The organism is Paraglaciecola sp. (assembly GCF_030730205.1).
Classification (GTDB): domain Bacteria; phylum Pseudomonadota; class Gammaproteobacteria; order Enterobacterales; family Alteromonadaceae; genus Paraglaciecola.
Genome location: NZ_JANQVQ010000125.1, coordinates 75154 through 95678 on the forward strand (window position 1 = coordinate 75154; position 20525 = coordinate 95678).

23 protein-coding genes are annotated in these 20525 nt (G+C 42.6%); 13 read left to right on the top strand and 10 right to left on the bottom strand.

The features are described from left to right. Window positions 1-166: 166 nt before the first annotated feature. From murA to NWQ57_RS09160, 7 genes are read right to left on the bottom strand one after another with little or no spacing between them, the layout of a single operon-like run. Window positions 167-1429, bottom strand: a complete 1263-nt coding sequence (murA, locus tag NWQ57_RS09130; RefSeq protein WP_306021836.1) for a UDP-N-acetylglucosamine 1-carboxyvinyltransferase — start codon at window positions 1427-1429, stop codon at window positions 167-169. Between the two features lie 60 nt (window positions 1430-1489). Continuing rightward, window positions 1490-1747: a BolA family protein gene (locus NWQ57_RS09135; protein WP_306021837.1), complete on the bottom strand. Its 258-nt coding sequence runs from the start codon at window positions 1745-1747 to the stop codon at window positions 1490-1492. A 27-nt stretch (window positions 1748-1774) separates the two neighbouring features. Next, complete coding sequence (locus NWQ57_RS09140; RefSeq protein ID WP_306021838.1) at window positions 1775-2083, bottom strand: lipid asymmetry maintenance protein MlaB; 309 nt, start codon at window positions 2081-2083, stop codon at window positions 1775-1777. A 3-nt stretch (window positions 2084-2086) separates the two neighbouring features. After that, a complete protein-coding gene (locus NWQ57_RS09145) occupies window positions 2087-2722 on the bottom strand; it encodes a phospholipid-binding protein MlaC (protein ID WP_306021875.1) in 636 nt (211 codons plus the stop codon). A gap of 30 nt (window positions 2723-2752) precedes the next feature. Then, entirely contained in the window at window positions 2753-3217 is a 465-nt protein-coding gene (gene mlaD, locus NWQ57_RS09150; RefSeq protein ID WP_306021839.1) for an outer membrane lipid asymmetry maintenance protein MlaD, read from the bottom strand. An 8-nt stretch (window positions 3218-3225) separates the two neighbouring features. Then, complete coding sequence (mlaE, locus tag NWQ57_RS09155) at window positions 3226-4005, bottom strand: lipid asymmetry maintenance ABC transporter permease subunit MlaE (protein WP_306021840.1); 780 nt, start codon at window positions 4003-4005, stop codon at window positions 3226-3228. Then, window positions 4002-4802 carry an ATP-binding cassette domain-containing protein gene (locus tag NWQ57_RS09160; RefSeq protein ID WP_306021841.1) on the bottom strand — a complete coding sequence of 267 codons (801 nt, stop codon included), beginning with the start codon at window positions 4800-4802 and terminating at the stop codon, window positions 4002-4004. The genes mlaE and NWQ57_RS09160 overlap by 4 nt, the downstream gene beginning before the upstream one ends. 334 nt (window positions 4803-5136) lie before the next feature. Here NWQ57_RS09160 and NWQ57_RS09165 point away from each other — a divergent pair, with 334 nt between their 5' ends. The 13 genes from NWQ57_RS09165 (at window position 5137) to NWQ57_RS09225 (ending at window position 15309) form a co-directional block, all read left to right on the top strand. Then, a complete protein-coding gene (locus NWQ57_RS09165; protein ID WP_306021842.1) occupies window positions 5137-6093 on the top strand; it encodes a calcium/sodium antiporter in 957 nt (318 codons plus the stop codon). Window positions 6094-6099: 6 nt separating this feature from the next. Continuing rightward, window positions 6100-7077 carry a KpsF/GutQ family sugar-phosphate isomerase gene (locus NWQ57_RS09170; protein WP_306021843.1) on the top strand — a complete coding sequence of 326 codons (978 nt, stop codon included), beginning with the start codon at window positions 6100-6102 and terminating at the stop codon, window positions 7075-7077. Then, window positions 7077-7631 (top strand): 3-deoxy-manno-octulosonate-8-phosphatase KdsC, encoded by a 555-nt coding sequence (gene kdsC, locus NWQ57_RS09175; RefSeq protein ID WP_306021844.1) that lies wholly within the window; start codon window positions 7077-7079, stop codon window positions 7629-7631. Before NWQ57_RS09170 ends, kdsC begins: the two co-directional genes overlap by 1 nt. Then, entirely contained in the window at window positions 7628-8194 is a 567-nt protein-coding gene (gene lptC / locus NWQ57_RS09180) for an LPS export ABC transporter periplasmic protein LptC (RefSeq protein ID WP_306021845.1), read from the top strand. The genes kdsC and lptC overlap by 4 nt, the downstream gene beginning before the upstream one ends. Beyond that, the gene (gene lptA, locus NWQ57_RS09185) at window positions 8157-8708 is read left to right on the top strand and encodes a lipopolysaccharide transport periplasmic protein LptA (RefSeq protein ID WP_306021846.1); all 552 of its coding nucleotides are present in this window, start codon (window positions 8157-8159) and stop codon (window positions 8706-8708) included. The genes lptC and lptA overlap by 38 nt, the downstream gene beginning before the upstream one ends. Continuing rightward, complete coding sequence (gene lptB / locus NWQ57_RS09190; protein WP_306021847.1) at window positions 8708-9433, top strand: LPS export ABC transporter ATP-binding protein; 726 nt, start codon at window positions 8708-8710, stop codon at window positions 9431-9433. The genes lptA and lptB overlap by 1 nt, the downstream gene beginning before the upstream one ends. 69 nt (window positions 9434-9502) lie before the next feature. Further along, on the top strand, window positions 9503-10984 hold the full coding sequence (locus NWQ57_RS09195; protein ID WP_306021848.1) for an RNA polymerase factor sigma-54: 1482 nt from the start codon (window positions 9503-9505) through the stop codon (window positions 10982-10984). Between the two features lie 25 nt (window positions 10985-11009). Continuing rightward, on the top strand, window positions 11010-11297 hold the full coding sequence (gene hpf / locus NWQ57_RS09200) for a ribosome hibernation promoting factor (RefSeq protein ID WP_306021849.1): 288 nt from the start codon (window positions 11010-11012) through the stop codon (window positions 11295-11297). A 15-nt stretch (window positions 11298-11312) separates the two neighbouring features. Next, window positions 11313-11756, top strand: a complete 444-nt coding sequence (ptsN, locus tag NWQ57_RS09205) for a PTS IIA-like nitrogen regulatory protein PtsN (RefSeq protein ID WP_306021850.1) — start codon at window positions 11313-11315, stop codon at window positions 11754-11756. A gap of 1 nt (window position 11757) precedes the next feature. Continuing rightward, window positions 11758-12603, top strand: coding sequence for an RNase adapter RapZ (rapZ, locus tag NWQ57_RS09210; RefSeq protein WP_306021851.1), 846 nt, complete (start codon window positions 11758-11760; stop codon window positions 12601-12603). Between the two features lie 42 nt (window positions 12604-12645). Further along, window positions 12646-12921: an HPr family phosphocarrier protein gene (locus tag NWQ57_RS09215; protein ID WP_306021852.1), complete on the top strand. Its 276-nt coding sequence runs from the start codon at window positions 12646-12648 to the stop codon at window positions 12919-12921. Between the two features lie 163 nt (window positions 12922-13084). Then, window positions 13085-14440, top strand: coding sequence for a magnesium transporter (mgtE, locus tag NWQ57_RS09220; protein ID WP_306021853.1), 1356 nt, complete (start codon window positions 13085-13087; stop codon window positions 14438-14440). Further along, complete coding sequence (locus tag NWQ57_RS09225; protein WP_306021854.1) at window positions 14440-15309, top strand: DMT family transporter; 870 nt, start codon at window positions 14440-14442, stop codon at window positions 15307-15309. Before mgtE ends, NWQ57_RS09225 begins: the two co-directional genes overlap by 1 nt. Before the next feature lie 34 nt (window positions 15310-15343). Here NWQ57_RS09225 and galK read toward each other — a convergent pair whose 3' ends face one another. The 3 genes from galK to arcB form a co-directional block, all read right to left on the bottom strand. Beyond that, complete coding sequence (gene galK / locus NWQ57_RS09230) at window positions 15344-16507, bottom strand: galactokinase (protein ID WP_306021855.1); 1164 nt, start codon at window positions 16505-16507, stop codon at window positions 15344-15346. Window positions 16508-16512: 5 nt separating this feature from the next. Further along, window positions 16513-17562, bottom strand: coding sequence for a UDP-glucose--hexose-1-phosphate uridylyltransferase (locus NWQ57_RS09235; protein ID WP_306021856.1), 1050 nt, complete (start codon window positions 17560-17562; stop codon window positions 16513-16515). A 121-nt stretch (window positions 17563-17683) separates the two neighbouring features. Beyond that, window positions 17684-20029 carry an aerobic respiration two-component sensor histidine kinase ArcB gene (gene arcB, locus NWQ57_RS09240; RefSeq protein WP_306021857.1) on the bottom strand — a complete coding sequence of 782 codons (2346 nt, stop codon included), beginning with the start codon at window positions 20027-20029 and terminating at the stop codon, window positions 17684-17686. Window positions 20030-20525 lie beyond the last annotated feature (496 nt).

Sequence of the window (20525 nt, forward strand, 5' to 3'; positions counted from 1 at the left end):
CTGATGCTCAATAAAGATGTTTTAACAGAGCAATGCGCGTATCTAATTGCAGAGCAATACCAGCGCATCTCATTACACTAATAGGCTCATCGAAAGGTTTAGCTACTCTATAGTTGAAGTTAAACAGTAGCCACTGGGCTCAGTGACCACTATTTAGTTGAACGTCTTAATAATTGACGCGTTTGATATTCGCCCCTAAGCCATTTAGCTTGGATTCAATATGTTCGTAACCTCTGTCTAAATGGTAGATACGATCAACAATCGTTTGGCCTTGGGCAACTAAGCCGGCAATTACTAAGCTCGCTGAAGCACGCAAATCTGTTGCCATTACCTGTGCACCTTTTAATTTAGATGCCCCTTCACATACGGCGCTATTTCCTTCTAAGGTAATGTGCGCCCCCATGCGCTGTAGTTCAGGTACATGCATAAAACGATTTTCAAAGATATTTTCAGTGATAACCCCTACGCCTTGCGCAATACAATTTAACGCAACAAACTGTGCTTGCATGTCTGTAGGAAAACCAGGATGCGGTGAGGTCTTGATATTGACACTTTTGAGTTGTCTGTCACGCATATCCAGTTCAATCCAATTATCGCCCGTTGTAACTAAGGCCCCTGCTTTGGTGAGCTTATCCAATACGGCATCAAGTGTGTGAGGCGCGGCATTTTCACAGCGCACCTTACCGCCAGTCATGGCTGCTGCCACCAAAAAGGTCCCTGTTTCAATACGATCAGGTAAGACGCCGTAACGACACCCAGAGAGCTGCTCAACGCCTTGAATAACAATTCTATCACTACCAGCATGTGTCACTTTAGCGCCCATGGCGTTTAAGCAATTTGCTAAGTCGACGATTTCTGGCTCGCGAGCTGCATTTTCCAGAATGGTTTCACCCTCTGCCAAACTTGCTGCCATCATCAAATTTTCAGTGGCGCCAACACTTACAATATCCATAACGATATGAGCGCCTTTCAGTCTTCCATCCACCGATGCTCGAATAAATCCTGAATCAACATCAATTTTAGCGCCCATTTGCTCCAAGCCGCTTAGATGCAAATTAACCGGCCGTGCGCCTATGGCACATCCGCCAGGTAAAGAAACATTAGCTTGTCCAAATCTCGCCAACAAAGGTCCCAACACAAGGATAGAGGCGCGCATGGTTTTAACTAATTCATAGGACGCAGTGAAGTTATTAATGTTACTGGGATCTATGACCACCGATTGACCATCGGTGCGTTTTGCAATTGCGCCCATTTCATTTAATAAGGCCAAACTAGTTTGGATGTCTCGCAGTTCTGGGACATTATCAAAGTAACAGGTAGTGTCAGCTAAAATACTGGCCATCAATATCGGAAGGGCGGCATTCTTCGCCCCAGAAATGTTTACGCTACCACTCAAGGGTGGGCTCGTTTCTATAATTAATTTATCCATAAACAGACTCTAAGTTGACGGAGGAAATACAGCGAAAGAGGAGAGAAAACTAAAAACGGCTTACTGCGGCATATTAAATAATTTTTCACGTTTCCATTGAGACTCAGTAAAGGTCTTAATCGATACGGCGTGCATGCTTCCCTCTGCAATAATACTGGCAAGTGGGGCATAAACAAATTGCTGTTTTTTCACTCGACTCATATCAGCGAACTGATCGCTTATTGCGATGATTTGAAAATGCGAACCATCACCAGTAACGTGAACTTCACTAAGATCAAGTGAGTCTTTCAGTAATGCCGCTATTTGTTGGTTTTCCATATTAACTCTCAAACGCAAAAATGGCGCTTATTGTAGCGGTATTAAACCTTCTACGTCGCTTATTTTTGCTAAATTTATTAAAGTTTGTGGGACATTTTTTAAGGTGAAGCTGACGTTTTGCGCCTTACAATCGCGAAGTAAGTTAATAATCCACGCTAAACCTGCGGTGTCCACCTGTTCAATCTGTCGTAAATCCAGAATCACAGGCTGCTGTTTTGCCGCTTTTTTAATTTCCTCAACTCGATGCGGCCAACCATCATTGACCGTTATCCGATTGAGTTCACCACTGAGTAAGAATACGTTGGGAGCGTCATTAGAAACCTTTAAAAGCTGCACAGCTTATCCTTTCGCTTCTGGGTTTAAATTAATTGGACGGCTAATCGTATTATTCATTGCGTCAATCACAGCTTGGATGCCATCTTGACGTAAAATACCTTCAAATTCGCTTTGCTTGCTTGATAGTAAACTGATCCCTTCGGCGACCATATCATAAGCCTTCCATTCATCGGTTTTACTGCTTTTACGCAACTTAAACGCAATATTGATATCAGGACGACCTGGCTCTTTCACTATGGCGCGCACAGTTACTGTGCTGTCGTCACCTACATCTTTACTCGGTTGAAAAATGACTTCCTGACCATTGTAATACGATAAGGCAAGCGCATATGTCGTAATTAAATAAGAACGAAAGACTTTGATGAACTCTGGGATTTTCTCCTTTGGTACGGTTCTAAAATATTTGCCAAGTACCTTCAGTGCCGCAAAGTTGTAATCAACGTAAGGCAGTAATTCTTCTTCCATTACTGTACGCAATAATTCGGGATTAGCTTGAATATCGGCGTGTTCAGTTTTAATACGAGTAAATGTCTTAGTCGCAACTTGTTCGAGCATATCGTAAGGGTTGACTTCTTCAGCTCGTACAACGTGACTCACTAATAGAGAAACACTGATAGCCACCGCTTGTAACAATTTAATTTTCACTTTACGTCCTCGCCAACGTTTGGCTTATTGCCCTTTACTAAATAAAAACTGCCCAATCAAATCTTCTAATACTAAAGCGGACTTTGTATCTTCGATAAAATCACCGTCAGACAGATTTTCAATTCCTTCAATTTCAAAACCAGGTTGAAAGCCAACATATTGTTCGCCCAATAAACCAGAGGTTAGAATCGACACTGAACTGGTTTCTGGAAACTTGTCGTATTCTTTAGAAATACTCATGCTGACCACAGGGGTAAAATCCTTCGGACTCAGCGTGATACTGTCTACACGACCAACGGTAACACCCCCCACTTTGACCGCTGAACGGACTTTAAGGCCACCGATATTGTCAAATTTGGCATTCAATGTGTATGTTTCTGCCTGACCAGCCATATTTTGGTTAACCACTTTTAAGGCCAACATCAAGCCTGCGGCAAAGGCCAAGACTACAAAACCACCCACTAGAATTTCTGCTTTCCTAGAATTCATATTTCCTCCTACTCAATTCCAAACATAAGTGCTGTTAACACAAAATCCAAACCTAAAACGGCCAGAGATGAATAGACCACTGTTTCAGTCGTCGCCTTACTTATCCCTTCCGATGTTGGAATAGAGTCGTAACCTTTGTACGTTGCAATCCACACAATGACGAAGGCAAACACCGCACTTTTTATAATGCCATTGACGACGTCTTTGTCCCAATCCACGGTAGATTGCATAATTGACCAATAACTGCCCGAATCAACGCCCAGCCAGTCCACACCAACAACATGTCCGCCCAATATACCCACCGCACTAAAAATGAGGGCGAGCATGGGCATTGAAATCATTCCCGCCCAAAAACGTGGTGCAATAATTCGGCGTAGAGGGTCAACAGCCATCATTTCTAAGCTGCTTAACTGTTCGGTTGCCTTCATCAAACCAATCTCTGCGGTTAGCGCAGAGCCAGCTCGACCGGCAAAAAGTAAGGCGGTTACCACGGGTCCAAGTTCACGCAGTAACGACAAGGCCACCATGGGTCCTAAGCTACCTTCAGCGCCATAACCCACCAATATGGTATAACCTTGTAAGGCCATTACCATACCGATGAACAAGCCTGACACAACAATTATGAGCAGAGACTGAACGCCAACTGCATAAATTTGTTTAATGGTTAAAGGCACGTTTTTAATAAATTGCGGCTTAGCGATAATTGCCCCAAATAACATTAGGGTTGCCCGGCCAAACGAACTCAATTTACCAATGGTGACTGCACCGATACCTGCTAGCCAATTCATGAGTTACTGCCTAGTAAGGCTTGTTTTATATCACCTGCTGGATAATGGAAAGGAACTGGGCCGTCAGCTAAACCTTGCAAAAATTGTTGTACCAAGGGTGAATCACTGTTTTTGATTTCTTCAGGCGTACCGCTACCGATCACTTTTTTCTCTGCCAATATGTAAATGTAGTCAGCAATGGTCAGGACTTCAGTTACATCGTGAGTTACCACCACACTAGTCAACTTAAGGGCGTCATTTAAGGCTTTAATCAGTTTGACCAAAACGCCCATTGATATTGGGTCCTGCCCAGCAAAAGGTTCGTCGTACATAATAAGTTCAGGATCTAAGGCTATAGCACGAGCAAGCGCCGCGCGGCGCGCCATACCACCAGATAATTCAGCGGGCATCAAATGAGCGGCACCACGCAGTCCTACTGCTTGTAATTTAAGTTGCACCACTGTTTTGATAAGGTCTTCTGACAAAGACGTATGCTCACGTAAAGGAAAAGCTATATTGTCGTACACCGTCATATCGGTAAACATCGCTCCACTTTGAAACAACATGCTCATTTGCCTGCGCACTTCAAACAATCGTTTGCGACGCATTTGCGGAATCGACTCACCTTTAAACCGAATGTCACCACTGTCTGGTGTTAGCTGACCGCCCATTAAGCGCAACATGGTCGTTTTACCGATACCACTTGGGCCCATTATGGCTGTCGTTTTACCCTTTTGAATGCGCAACGAAATATCGTCGTAAATTAAACGACCACTGCGACTAAAGCTCAAATTGTCGATCTCTATCAAATTTTCCATTTAATGGACAAGATTCCTATAGATTCAGAGAATTGGAAAAATACCAAGTCACGCTAAGTTGTGCCTATTTTACGTTTTTTCAAGGCCTAATAACAAAGAGAAAAAGTAACAAGTTATATTCGATTTTATCGAATCAAATACAAATTCAATTTTCACCCACAAATAAGCTTTATATACATACGCTTAGGCTTAAAAGAAGATTACAATATCGATGCATTACCTCTAGACCTGAGGAATAGCAAAAAGTTGCCAATTAATTAATATAGTCAGATCGTAGGAATTAAGCGTGGTTTTTGCGACAATCTGACCAAGTGACATTGATAAGTGAGTGTTCGTGTTTTTTGAAGTTTTCCTCTTTCTCGTTTGGTTAGCTGTACTCAGTTTTGCTGCAGATCGATTTGTTTATGGTGCAGCCGCCATGGCCAAAAACTTTGGAATATCGCCTATGGTGATCGGTTTAACTATTGTTGCCATGGGCTCGTCTGCACCCGAGATAGTCGTATCAGCAACCGCCTCTTTAAATGGCAATATTAATACCGCAATCGGCAATGCTATTGGCTCTAACATTACCAATATCGCTTTAGTTTTAGGTTTAACCGCTTTGTTAAAACCTTTACTCATTTCTTCTTCTACGTTAAAACGCGAAATGCCAGTACTGCTGTTTTTTTCACTACTGGCCACTTATATGCTGTCAGATTTATTTTTAAGCCGCACCGAAGGGCTGATTTTAATCGTGTTTTTCTTTGCCGTAATCGGCGCACTTGTTTGGATGTCGTTTAACTTAGAAAGCAACGACCCCCTTATTGCTGAAACGGAAAGTGAAATTCCAACTAACGTCCCCACTTTTAAGGCCATATTTTGGTTAATCATGGGGTTAATATTATTGCCATTAAGCGCAAATTTTATGGTTGACTCCGCCGTAGTTATTGCTAAAGCCTTTGGCCTTAGTGATCTTGTTATTGGGTTAACTATTATAGCCATTGGCACCAGCTTACCAGAACTGGCTGCAAGTATTGCCGGCGTACTTAAAAACGAAGACGACATGGCCTTAGGCAATATTATCGGCTCAAACATTTTTAATATCTTGGCGGTGATGGCAATGCCAGGATTAATTGCTCCTGGCCTTATCGATGAATTTGCAGCTCATCGTGACGTCTACATTATGCTTGGACTAAACATCTTACTCATTTTAATGAGTTTCAACCTCAGAGGCATACGCCGAATTAATCGAATTGAGGGCTTAGCCTTAATTGCCTGTTTTGCTGCCTATCAATTCGTTCTGTTCGGTTAAAACGACATGCAAAAAACTAATTTGAATTTTAAACAATCAGCCTTAAGGGTTATCAACATTGAGCAACAAGCCATTGCTGATCTTAGTCAATATATTGATGAAAACTTTGTGGCTGCCTGTGAACGTATTTTAGCGTGTAAAGGCAAAGTCGTGGTGTGTGGCATGGGTAAATCTGGCCATATTGGTCATAAGATATCAGCCACCTTGGCCAGCACTGGCACACCCGCTTTTTTTATGCACCCCGCTGAAGCAAATCACGGTGATTTGGGCATGTTAACTGAACAAGATATCTTGTTAGCGATATCAAATTCGGGCGAAACAGCAGAGCTATTAGCCCTACTACCGGTAGTAAAACGCTTAGGCGTGCCTATTATTGCGATGTCTAACAGCACCACGAATACCCTCGCAAGCTACGCTGAAGTAAATCTTTGCATCAAGGTGCAACAAGAAGCATGCTCTTTAGGTTTAGCGCCAACATCAAGTACCACTGCAACGCTGGTCATGGGTGATGCTTTAGCGGTAGCATTGTTAAATGCGCGAGGCTTTACCAGTGATGATTTTGCCTTGTCTCATCCGGGTGGCTCCTTGGGTAGAAAATTACTACTTACGCTAAACGAAATTATGCTGACCAATGAGCGTTTGCCTTTGGTTACCCCTGAGCAATCTCTCAGCCAAGTCTTACTCGAAATATCCCGCAAGGGACTGGGTATGGCAGGCATCATTGATAAAGACAGTAAACTAATGGGTATTTTTACTGATGGGGATTTACGTCGTGTTTTGGACGCTCGAATTGACGTGCACAGTGTTGCCATAAAAAAGGTGATGACGGTAAATAGTGTTACCGCTCCAGCAGCGATGCTCGCCGCCGAGGTATTAAAAATTATGGAAAAAAGAAAAATTAATTCTTTGTTTGTAGTTAACGAACTCGGACAGCCCATTGGCGCAATTAACATGCAAATATTATTACAGGCTGGAATTATCTGATGGCAATGATTGATACTATTTATGGCCCACAGTCAGCAAATACACTGAAATTGTTTTCTCGCGTAAAACTTTTAGCTTGTGATGTGGATGGTATTTTTTCCGATGGCCGTATTTATATGGGGCAACAGGGAGAAGAACTAAAAGCCTTTCATACCAGGGACGGGTATGGCGTAAAAGCCTTGCAAAGTATTGGAGTCCATTTAGCGGTTATCACCGGACGGCGTTCCAAGATTGTAGAGCAACGCATGACCTCACTTGGCGTGCACCATATTATTCAGGGCTGCGAAGACAAACAAACGGCCTTAGCCGAATTACAAAAACAATTGGGTATTTCAATCAAAAGTACCGCCTCAATGGGTGACGATATTCCAGATTTAGGCATGTTTGAAGTAAGTGATCTGTGTTTTAGTGTGACTGACGGGCACCCAAGTGTTAAACAAAAAGCCCATTACATTACGCAAAATAGAGGTGGCTTCGGCGCGGTGAGGGAAATTTGCGATTTAATCCTACTGGCAAAAGGCAAGTTAAGCGGCAACTATGGTGCTAGCATATGAATAGAGTAACGCTCTGTATCAGTTTACTTTTTCTATTGGCCTTGGGCTTAAGTTTACCCGGTTGGTTAGACGAAGACGTAGTACTCCCTAAATCAGAAACTGAAGAAGCATGGGTGCCCAACTATCAGGCAACAACCATGTTAAGCACTGTATATAACAAAGAGGGAGAAATAACCCATCAAGTGTACGCTGAAAAAATGGAGCATTTTGACTTATTGGGTTTTACCCTTTTTAAGCGTCCTCAGTACACTTTATTTTCCCAGTCAGGCACCCCTTGGAAAATTAGCGCAAATGAGGGCACACTGTATGATGATCAACGTTTACAGTTTGAAACCGATGTCGAAATTTCAGGGCGAGACAAAGATAATTTGATGCAAAGAGTCAATTCGCAGTTTGTTGAGGTAAATTTGAGTGACAAAACCATGCACTCGGATCAATATGTCAACATAAGCGGCCCAAATTATGTAATTAACAGCAACGGTTTCAAGGCTAATCTTGAAACCCAACAATATGAGTTATTTGATCATGTTAAAACCGTATTCCAACCTTCTACTGGGCATTAGTCTCAGCCTCGCGGTTGCTTATTCACCGCAGAGTTATGCGGGTAAAGATGATTTTTCTAAGACAATCGAAATCGCCTCGCAACAGTCTTTTTTAGATAGAATTGCCAAGAAGTCGATTTACAAGGGTAATGTGCTTATCACCCAAGGCACTCTAGTCCTTAAAGCCGATGAAATGGAAATCGATGCAGGGGCAGGCCAAGATAAAGAAGTATTTATCGCCACCGGCTCGCCTGCAGAATACTCGCAAATGCAAGAAAATGGCAAGCTGGTCCGTGCCACTGCCAATAAAATTGAATACCATCGCCAAACTCGTACTCTCTCGTTAGAAGGCAATGCAGAGGTCGAACAAAATAGTAGCAGCGTAAAAGGCAATTCCATTGTGTTCAACATGGAACTCGAACAAATTATGGCCCAAGGTCAGGATCAAAATAGTGGCCGTGTTATTACGATTTTGCAGCCTGAATCAAAAAATACTAAAAATCAAACCAGCCCTGAACAGGATCAACAACCCTAATGGCCATTTTAAAAGCGAGCCATTTGGCAAAATCTTATAAATCTAGGCAAGTTGTGCGTGATGTCAGCTTAGAAGTCTCATCAGGTCAAATAGTGGGGTTACTTGGCCCAAATGGCGCGGGTAAAACCACCACCTTTTACATGATTGTTGGTTTAGTGCCACTGGATAAGGGCGAGATTTTTATCGATCAACAAGCTTTGACGCTTGAACCCATGCATGTCAGAGCGAGACAAGGCATCGGTTACTTGCCTCAAGAGGCATCGATTTTTCGTAAACTAACGGTTTATCAAAATTTAATGGCCATACTGCAAACGCGAAAAGAACTCTCTACTGAACAAAGGGAAATGCAAGCTGACGCTTTATTAGATGAATTTAATATTAATCATATTCGCAACAGCTTAGGCATGAGCTTATCTGGCGGTGAACGTCGACGTGTTGAAATAGCTAGAGCATTAGCCGCAGAACCTAAATTTATATTATTAGATGAGCCTTTTGCTGGCGTTGACCCTATCTCTGTTAACGATATCAAGAAGATTATTCAACATTTACGTGATCGCGGCATTGGGGTTTTGATAACTGACCACAATGTAAGGGAGACGCTCGATGTGTGTGAAAAAGCCTATATTGTTAGCCATGGCGAATTAATTGCGGCTGGCACATCTCAAGAAGTTTTAAGTGATCAACGTGTAAGAGATGTATACCTAGGTGAGCAATTCAGGCTATAGTAAAGCTCTGGCTCAACATGATATTTCGCACGGTTAAACTAACCACAACGGACTAAGCATAAGAAGTAAATGAAACCCTCTTTACAGTTAAAATTTAGCCAACAACTCACAATGACGCCTCAATTGCAGCAAGCGATTAGGTTATTGCAGCTTTCTACCTTGGATTTACAACAAGAGATTCAAGAAGCCTTAGATTCAAACCCATTATTAGAAATCGCCGACCCCTTTGAAAACCCAACGGGTGATAGTGCCTTAGAAACCAATTTTAGTTCTGATGGCTCAAACGATAAAATTGAAGTGGATGCGGCCACCGTTGAAACAGGCGATGCACTGCAAAATAATGATATTCCGCAGGACTTACCTTTAGACAGCACTTGGGATGAATACATAAGTGCGTCATCAGCACCTTCAATGTCCTCTAGTAGTTTTAGCGTTGAAGATGACCAAGTGTTTCAGGGTGAGACTACCGACAATATCCAAGAGCACTTATTGTGGCAGATGCGCCTGACTCACTTCAGTGATACGGATATGTCTATCGCAACGGCCATCATCGATTCTATCGATGAATCAGGTTATTTAACCATCAGTGCTGAAGAAGTGCTTGCCAGTTTGAATGATGAAGAGATCGAGATAGACGAAGTTGAATGTGTACTCAAGCGCATTCAAATGTTTGATCCAATTGGTTCTGGCTCGCGCAGCCCGCAAGAATGTTTGCTGATTCAATTAAACCAATTCGCACCAGAAACCCCTTGGTTAGCCGAAGCCAAAATGCTGATCACCGATTATTGTGACCTTATTGGCAGCAAGGATTATCGGACTTTAATGCGCAAAACCCGCTTAAAGGAAGATGAATTACGCGAAGCGATGCGACTTTTACAAACGCTAAATCCTCGCCCAGGTAGTGCTTTAATCGTAGGGGAGCCTGAATATGTTATCCCTGATGTGTCAGTAACCAAGAAAAACGGCCGTTGGATGGTTGAACTCAATCCCGATAGCTTACCTAAACTCAATGTCAATCAGCAGTACGCTGCCATGAGCAAAAGCATCAAAAGTAGCACCGACAGCCAGTTTATTCGTTCACATTTACAAGAAGCCAAGTGGTTTATAAAAAGCGTCGAAAGTCGCAATGAGACCTTACTTAAAGTATCCAATTGTATCGTTCAACAGCAAATTGGTTTTTTTGAGCATGGTCCTGAAATGATGAAGCCCATGGTTTTAAATGATGTTGCAGAAATGGTGGATATGCACGAATCCACGATATCTCGTGTGACAACACAAAAATACATGCATACACCTAGAGGTATATTTGAGCTGAAATACTTCTTTTCGAGTCATGTTGCGACTGATGCAGGTGGAGAATGTTCTTCTACTGCAATTAGAGCATTGATTAAAAAGTTAGTCGCGGCAGAGAAACCTAGTAAACCTTTAAGTGATAGTAAGATTGCTCAATTGTTGGCTGACCAAGGCATAGTCGTGGCCCGGCGGACAATAGCAAAATATAGGGAGTCGTTGTTGATCCCTCCGTCTAACCAACGTAAGAGCCTGTTATAGGCAATTTAGAAAAGGAAGAGGCGATATGCAAATTAACTTAACCGGTCATCATTTAGAAATTACAGATTCACTTCGCGATTATGTTGATTCAAAATTTACCAAACTTGAACGACATTACGATCATATTAACAACGTTCATGTCATTTTAAATGTAGAGAAACTCAATCAAAAAGCTGAAGCCACTTTACACCTCAGCGGAGCAGAAGTTTTTGCTAATGCTGAACATTTAGACATGTACGCCGCCATTGATGCTTTAATCGATAAACTTGATAGACAAGTGATTAAGCACAAGGAAAAAGCCAAACGCCATTAAGTGACTCTGTAAATAATGGAAATTAAAGACGTTCTTCACCCTGACTGCACATTATGTGCAGTGCAGGGTACCAGTAAAAAACGCATTCTCGAGTTAATCAGCAATGTGGCCACCAAGCACATTGTTGACATTGATCAAGCCACTATTTTAGCCAGTTTGATGAACCGTGAGAAAATGGGTAGCACCGGTATCGGTAATGGTATAGCACTGCCTCATGGTCGTTTGAAAGACCTTAAAAAGGTCGTCGCGGTTGTTATTACTAATGACAAACCCATTGAATATGATGCGATAGATAAACAACCCGTAGACATATTTTTCGCGATTTTAGTTCCTGAAGAACAAGCCTGCGAACACCTCGGCACCTTGTCTGCTATTGCCGCTAAGCTAACCGACAAAGATACCCTAAAACGCATGCGCGACGCGCAAACTGACGAAGAATTGTTCAAGGTAATGAACTGACATGAAGTTAATCATCATTAGTGGCCGCTCTGGCTCAGGCAAGTCAATTGTATTAAGAGCCCTAGAAGATCTTGGTTACTATTGTGTTGACAACATCCCAGTTAATTTATTGCCAACTCTCACCCATACGGTAGTCGATGAATATGATCAAGTCGCAGTCAGCATTGATGTGCGCAACCTGCCTAAAGATCCAAATGAATTAGTTGAAATACTCGATTATTTACCTTCAACTTGGCATATGACTATTTTGTACTTGGATGCCAGTGATGACATCTTAGTTAAGCGCTTCAGCGAGACGCGCCGCCTGCACCCTCTTTCGCGGCAAAATAAGTCCTTGGCTGAAGCGATTCATGCAGAGTCAGTTTTACTTGCACCTATTGCAGAACGAGCTGATTTATATCTCGATACTGACCAACTATCCGTCCACCAGCTCGCTGAATTAGTACGCGAACGGATATTGGGTAAAAAAAGCTCAAGATTAGTTTTAGTATTTGAGTCCTTTGGCTTTAAATATGGCATCCCCAAGGATGCTGATTACGTATTTGACGCCCGTTTTTTACCTAACCCACATTGGGAGCCTGATTTAAAACATTTAACGGGATTAGACAATCCAGTGCAGATATTTCTTGGCTCTCAGCCTATTGTGACTAAGTTTATTTGGCAAATCCAAAACTTAATATCCACATGGTTGCCCCATTTAGAACGTAATAATCGCAGTTACGTTACAGTCGCTATTGGCTGTACGGGTGGCCAACACCGTTCTGTTTATGTTGCTGAAGCCTTGGCAAAAACGTTTGGCGATTCTCATCCTGACGTGCAAATTAGGCACAGAACATTAAATCAATAATACGTTTATTCTTTCTAACACGAGTTACTTTGCGAGCCGACTATGCCAAAAATTGAGAAAAACATTGTCATTGTTAACAAGCTTGGATTGCATGCAAGAGCCGCCACTCAGTTAGTGCAGTTAGCAAATAAGTTTTCCGCGTCTGTAACCCTGCAGCTTGGTGAGAAACAAGCTTGTGCGAATAGCGTATTAGGTCTGATGATGTTGGAAGGAAACCAAGGAAAAGAATTAACCGTTACCAGTGAAGGCGACGATGCCGCAGAAGCCATGGACGCCGTTGAAGCCCTGATCGCTGGTCGTTTTAACGAACAAGAATAGTTTTACCATTCAGTAACAAGCACTTACTTTTGCCAACAATTGTTGCTCAGCATACTAAAATTTGTACTGACCGTATCTGGTTAATTCTTTAAACTATGTACAATATTCATCACAAACCTGTATTCAAATAGTACACCCATTAAAGGACTGACTGCCTCATTCTATGCCTGATAAATTCGAAGCAAAAACTACAAACTCGCAATTACAAGCCATAAATTCTGCCTTGGACAGTGGTGACTTTGTAAAAGTGCAAGCTATGTTGCGTAGCGTTGCACCCTGTGATGTTGCTTTGCTTTTAGAGTCCAGCCATAACCGAATACGAACTGAAATATGGCAATTAATCGAACCCGATTTATACAGTGATGTATTAGAAGAACTCTCTGAAGATGTACGTAATGGCATAATTCGTCACATGCTGCCCGATAAGCTGGCAGATGCTCTTGAAGAAATGGATACCGATGACTTAGTTGAAACCCTCAGTAGTTTACCTGAAGCGGTATCACAAGACCTATTGGCATCCATGGACGAGCAAGACCGTTTGCGTGCGCAGCAAGGTCTGTCATACGGTGAAGAAACTGCCGGTTTCATCATGAACACCGACACCATTACCATGCGTCCTGAAATCACCGTAGAGGTATTTTTACGTTACCTGCGTCTTAAAGGTCAGATCCCTGAAAACACTGACACTTTATACGTAGTGGACCGTGAAGATAAATTAATCGGTGGTGTATCATTAACAAGCCTAGTGACCGCGGCGTCTGATACCAAAGTTCATACACTCATCAAAAGCTCCGAAGCGATCCCTGTCAATATGCCAGACGATGAAGTGGCAAGTTTGTTTGAGCGCTATGACTGGCTTTCTGCCCCAGTTGTGGATGAAAATAATCATCTTGTAGGCCGCATTACTATCGATGATGTGGTGGATATCATTCGCGAAGACGCTGAGCACTCAATGATGAGTATGGCAGGTTTAGACGATGAAGAGGATACCTTTGCTCCCGTTATTAAAAGCACCCAAAGACGCACTATATGGTTAGGCGTAAACTTATTTACGGCTTTAATGGCGGCCGCTGTTAGTGATCTATTTGAAGCGGCCTTAAGTCAACTGGCAGTGTTAGCTATCTTAAATACTATTGTACCCAGTATGGGCGGGGTCGCAGGTAATCAAACTTTGACATTGGTTATTCGAGGCATGGCACTGGGCCATGTGAGAGCCGCAAATGCCAGATGGTTAATCAGTAAAGAACTCGCCATTGGTTTTTTAAACGGCATTATATGGTCGGTGTTAATCGCCTCAGTCATTGCGCTATGGAAGCAAGACTTAATGCTTGGTGCTGTTATTGCCTTCGCGATGTTAATTAATATGGTGGCGGCTGGTCTTGCCGGTGCGACTCTACCGATGATCATGAAAAAATTACGTATTGACCCTGCCTTAGCAGGCAGTGTTATTCTCACCACGATCACCGATGTAGTCGGTATTTTTGCCTTTTTAGGTACTGCCAGCTGGTTATTAATATAGTGCCATTTTCAACAGGGCGGCTCTTTGGATTTACTTTCATTGCCCTACTCGCTTTTGCGGCTAACTCCATTTTATGTCGCTTAGCGCTTAGAGTAGAAGAAGTCGCTCCTTTAGATTTTTCCCTTATTCGTATTTTATCCGCTTCGCTAATTTTATGGCTGCTGCTAATAAGCAAAGGTGCCCATAGGCCTAGACTAATTTTGCAACACGGAAGTCATAAAGAGGCGCTTTACTTACTGGTGTATATTCTAGGTTTTTCTTATGCCTATATCGGGTTAAATACCGCAACAGGTGCCTTAATTTTATTTGCGGCCGTGCAATTTACTATGCTTGCCGCCTCTTTGATGAGTGGCAAACGACTATCGATTATTGAAAGTATTGGCATTTTGATCTCGTTTTTTGGTTTGTGTTATTTCGTGTACCCCGAATTAGATAACCCCAGTGGCTTAAATCTGTTGTTCATGGTCATTGCGGGCATCGCTTGGGGTTTATACAGTTTGGTTGGGAGTCAGTCTTCATCGCCATTATTGGACACAAGTAGCAACTTTATACGTCTATTTCCATTTGCCGTTGCTGGACTTATGGCAGTTCTGCTATGGAGTAACGGTCCTCTCACTGGACTCGGGATTTTTTATAGTATTGCATCAGGCGCACTTGCCTCCGGCCTTGGTTATGCGTTGTGGTATTTGGTTTTGCCTAAACTGGCCAAAAGTGTTGCGGCCGTGTGTCAACTTTCGGTGCCCGTATGGGCGGCTATTGGCGGAGTATTATTTGTGAATGAAGCCATTACCTGGCATTTGGTAATTTCAGCGGGTTTTATTTTAGGTGGTATAACCTTAGTACTGCTTTCGCAAATGAAACCTCAATAGTCGATGACAAAAGTTTGTCATCGACGTCTTCGAATTAAATCTCACCGGCACCATTACTGGCTTTGCAAATATAAATGTCTTCTTTAATACCCGTTTTAGCTTGATATTTTTCTGCCACGAGTTGCTTTGCACCATCAACAAGTTCGTGCGGCATAAGGGCAACGATACAGCCACCGAAACCTCCACCGGTCATTCTCACGCCGCCTTTATCTCCTAGATAGTCTGATAATATTTCAACAATATAGTCGATAGGTGCAACCGTAATTTCAAAATCGTCACGCATTGATGCATGAGACTCTGCCATAAGCCCAGACAACACCTTAAGGTCATTATTGCGTAAGGCTTCGGCAGCTAAAAGTGTTCGCTCACTATCTGAAACGACATGATGTGCCCGTTGGTACACTGCGGCGGGTAACTTCCCTTTTTGTTGTTGTAAGTCATGTAGGCTGATATCGCGTAAGGCCTTTATACCTAAAATCTGAGCGGCTTCTTCACACTGCTCACGACGGGTATTGTACTCGCTATCAACCAAACCACGTTTTACGTTTGAATTAATGATCATGACCGACAACGATTCTGGCATCGAAATTAATTGCGTATCAAGTGAACGGCAATCTAGCAGTAAGGCATGATGCTCAGCGCCACACGCGCTCACCATTTGATCCATGATGCCGCAGTTACACCCAACAAATTGGTTTTCCGCCTCCTGCCCATTTAATGCCACGTCAGCGTTACTCATCGCTAGTTGATAGAGCTGCCGGAAGGTTTCGCCAATCACCACTTCTAGAGAAGCAGATGAACTGAGACCGGCTCCTTGTGGCACATTACCCGTGATGGCTAAATCAGCTCCTCCGATTACCAAGCCGCGTAGTTGCAAATGTTTAACCACGCCACGCACATAATTACTCCACATTTGTGAAGAGTGAGAGGTGATCTCGCTATCAAGACTAAATTCATCTTGCTGGTTTTCATAATCCAGCGCCACAACTCGAACGGTGTTATCAGTGCGAGGTGTGACCGCAACCAAGGTCTGATAATCGATGGCACAAGGTAAAACAAAGCCATCATTGTAATCAGTATGTTCGCCAATTAGATTAACGCGGCCTGGGGCTTGAAAGTGACGACTTGGCGCATAACCAAAGCAGTCAGTAAATACCGCATCAAGCGCTCTTATTCTTGTTTGTAAATTGCTTATCATGATGCTTAGTTTCCTGCCTGTTCGTTGTAATGGGTTTTACTCACTTGTTGTAATTTCTCAGCCGCTTGCTCGGGAGTTAAATCCCGTTGTGGCTCAGCCATCATTTCATAACCCACCATAAACTTACGCACAGTCGCCGAGCGCAACAGCGGCGGATAAAAGTGCGCATGTAACTGCCAATGATCTGTTTCAGTGAGGGTATTAGGTGCCCAATGCCATCCCATTGAGTAAGGAAAAGAGCATTGGAACAAATTATCATAACGACTGGTTAATTCTTTGATGGCGAGGGCCAAATCGGCGCGCTGTTCACTGGTCACATCCACTAAGCGAGCACACTTAAACTTGGGCATGAGCAAGGTTTCAAATGGCCATGCTGCCCAATAAGGCACAACCGCAATCCAATGTTCGGTTTCTACCACTGTCCGGCTGCCATCGGTGGATTCTTTCTGAGCGTAATCCAGTAATAATGAAGTGTGATGTTTATCAAAATAGGCTTTTTGATTCAATTCGGCCTTAGCTACTTCATTTGGAATAAAATCATTGGCCCAAATTTGTCCATGAGGATGGGGATTTGAACAGCCCATCGCGGCACCTTTATTTTCAAATACCTGAACCCATGCATAGTCTTTCGATAATTCAGCCACTTGCTCTTGCCAAGTTTGAATAAGTCCTTCGATCGCTCTGACTGGTAGCTCTGGTAAGGTTAAGTTGTGAGCAGGAGAGAAACAAATAACGCGACTGGTTCCCCGTGCGGCCTGCAAGGTAAACAAATCATCGTTATTTTGTTCAGCCTTTGGCGTGTCTTGCATCAAGGCAGCAAAGTCGTTTGTAAAAACAAAGGTGCCGGTATAGTTAGGATTGATTTCACCATTGATACGCGTATTTCCTGCACATAAAAAACATTCAGGATCATGAGCCTGGCTTTGCGAGACTTGCGGTTTTTCAACCTGCCCCTGCCAAGGACGCTTTGCTCGGTGAGGAGATACCAGCACCCAATCCCCAGTAAGGGGATTACGGCGGCGGTGAGAATGGTCAATTGGATCAAATTTAGACATAAGCACAACTTTAATTTTAGATGATAGGACGCTATAAATAATATTATAGTATTTATATACAAAGTCTAAAATCAAAATAGTAACTTGTCATTATTTTATTTTTTAATAGACAGGCTAGATCTTAGTCATCTATTGCTTGCTGACTAAGCCAATTGACTAATTTTTGTAGATCTTGATTGGCAGCTTGATTCAGCTCTTCAGCCCAGTCATGCACATTTTGCCACCAAGCCGGATGGTCACCTTGCTGAATTTGATTGGCAATTTTCTGTACGCGAGCCAAGCCCACTGAACCCGCTGCACCCTTTATTTTGTGCGCTTGTGAGCACACCTCATCTTTTTCATTCGCACTTAAGCTCAGTTGCAAGATTTCTAAGTATTCAGGCATGTTCTCTTGGAATACTTTAACGCTGGTTTTAACCATTTCGTGGCCGATGGTATCCACCAGCATTTGCAGCAAATCCAAATCTAGGATGGCCTCTAACTTATCACCTTTGACTTCATCTACAGGCTGTGCCACTTTCACAGGCTCATCGGTGAAGAGGTTATTAAATACTTCGATAATACGACTCTTCTTGACCGGTTTGGCGATGACATCGTCCATGCCATTATCTAAATATTCTTGACGGGTTTTAATGACGTTAGCAGTTAGTGCAACGATACTGGTTTGCTCAACCAAACTTTCATCGTGTAAGACACTCGCCACTTCAAAACCATTCATATCAGGTAATTGAATGTCTAACAAAATCAAGTCGTATTGTTTATTACGGGCCATATCAATGGCTTCTTTGCCCGTCATAGCAACGTCCACAAACTGGTCGAGTTTTTCTAGCAATGCCTTGGCGACCATCACGTTAAGTTCAATATCTTCAACCAACAGAATTTGCAAACCGCGGACTTTAAGCTCTTCTACCTGAATCGGACGTCGGCTGATAGCCAATGGAAGTTTTACAGTAAAACAGGTACCTTCGCCCACCACACTGCTAACTGATATTTCGCCATTCATTAACGACACCATCTGCTGACAAATAGCCAAGCCAATCCCCGTACCGGTGGCACTTTGATGTTCTGGCAAGTTGACCTGATAGTACATAGCAAATATTTTAGAAAGCTCATCTTGCGGAATACCCACTCCGGTATCGCACACTTTGAAGGAAACCATGCTGGTATTGCTATCAATGGTTTGCGCCTCCACATGCAAAGACACCTTACCTTTTTGCGTAAACTTGACCGCGTTGAACAATAGATTCCAGAGAATTTGACGTAAACGTGTGCCGTCTGCCTCAACTAAAGCGGGCAAAGGTTCGGTAAGTTTGGCTTCGAACTGCAAGCCTTTGTCATCTGTCAGCAGCTCGATAATACTACCAAGCTCGCTGGTGAAGTCTTTTAACGAGATAGTTTTTAAAGACAACTCTAAACGATCGCGGTCGAGTCTGTCTAAATCAATAATATCGTTAAAAATATTACCTAAAGTAATGCCGCTGGCGTAAATAGTGCTGACCCAAGCAAATTGCTCGCTGTCTAATTTGGTGTCACGTAGCATACGACTTAAACCTACAATACCATTAAGCGGTGTACGCAACTCATGACTGATAGTGGCTATAAAGGCGGTTTTATCTTTACTGGCTTTGGCTACCGCGTTTTCTGCTTGTTTACGCTCGGTAATGTCTCGTCCAAAGGCCAACAAACCCAAACGTTTATTGTCTGCGCCAAAAAAAGGGACCTTGCGCATTTCAAAATTACGGCGTTTGCCATCAGCAAATCGTAGCCACAACTCTTCTGTTGTACTGATATTTTTTTCTAATACTTCGTGATCACTGGCAACCACTTGGCGCGCTAATTCTTCTTCAAATACTTGGTGTGGCGTTAAACCTATCAATTCTTGTTCAGTCATGCCGGTCATCTGCTCAGCAACGCGGTTACAGCCAGCAAATTGTCCTTCCTCATTACGGTAGTAAATTAAATCTGGAGAGGCGTCGATGATTGAGCGCAATAAAGTAGACAAACGAGAGGCTTGTTGCTCTTTTTCAGATTTATCTTTAATTTCTCGTTCAAGCACAGTAAAGACACTCTCACGTTCAAGCTGGGCATTTTTACGTTGTTCTATTTCGTGATTTAGTTGCTTAATATTATTTTGCAACGTTTGATTAAGTAAGACGTCTTCGGCCCGCAAACGCTCTAACTGCGCAACCACATCTTTAAGGTGCTCTCGGGATTGCTCTAGTTGCTTAACTAGCTCACTGAAAAAGAACAACACCCATGGCGCACTTAACATCGTGAGAAAAATAGCGCTGATAAAATCGTTTATATCTACTCTGTCATTAATCGCTAGCCGCAATAAATACGAGCCCAACAAGGTAAACACAAGGGTAAAAAAAACAAATAAAATACTGGCTTTCATTGCACCGAAACGATGAATTTTTTGCGCTAATTTGATGGCCCAAGGTTCGGGGGACTGATTTACAGGCATGAATGGCTCTCTATCAAGCGGGTGAGGTTAACGTTGCTGGCTGACATGCTAGCAAGTTTATCTGTTGGGTCAACTAAGCAATGCCACGAAATGCAGGATATCCCCTGAATAAAATGTGTAAATCACAAGGCCTAGCTCACATTTAAGATTTTATGCAAATTAATTGCATTATTATTCTACCTAAGCTTTGCGGTTTTTAATGAAAGCGCCGTATATTTAACGAATATTTTACAAATGACGCGCTAATTTCAAATTTATTTATACCTTATAACCAAGACACCAAAAAAACTTATTTCATTGTTTTTTATAAGGTTATTTCAGTATGTCGCTTGTACAAAAATAAATTTATGGTGAATGGTTCACTTGGCAATTGATTTATAAAACGAGACTCGGTATTTTGTAAGGCCTGCTTAATATAAATATTCGATACTCGACTGGTATCTCCAATAATAATTACGAACGAAAAACAGGCATTTGGGTTGGCTTTTTCAAGACA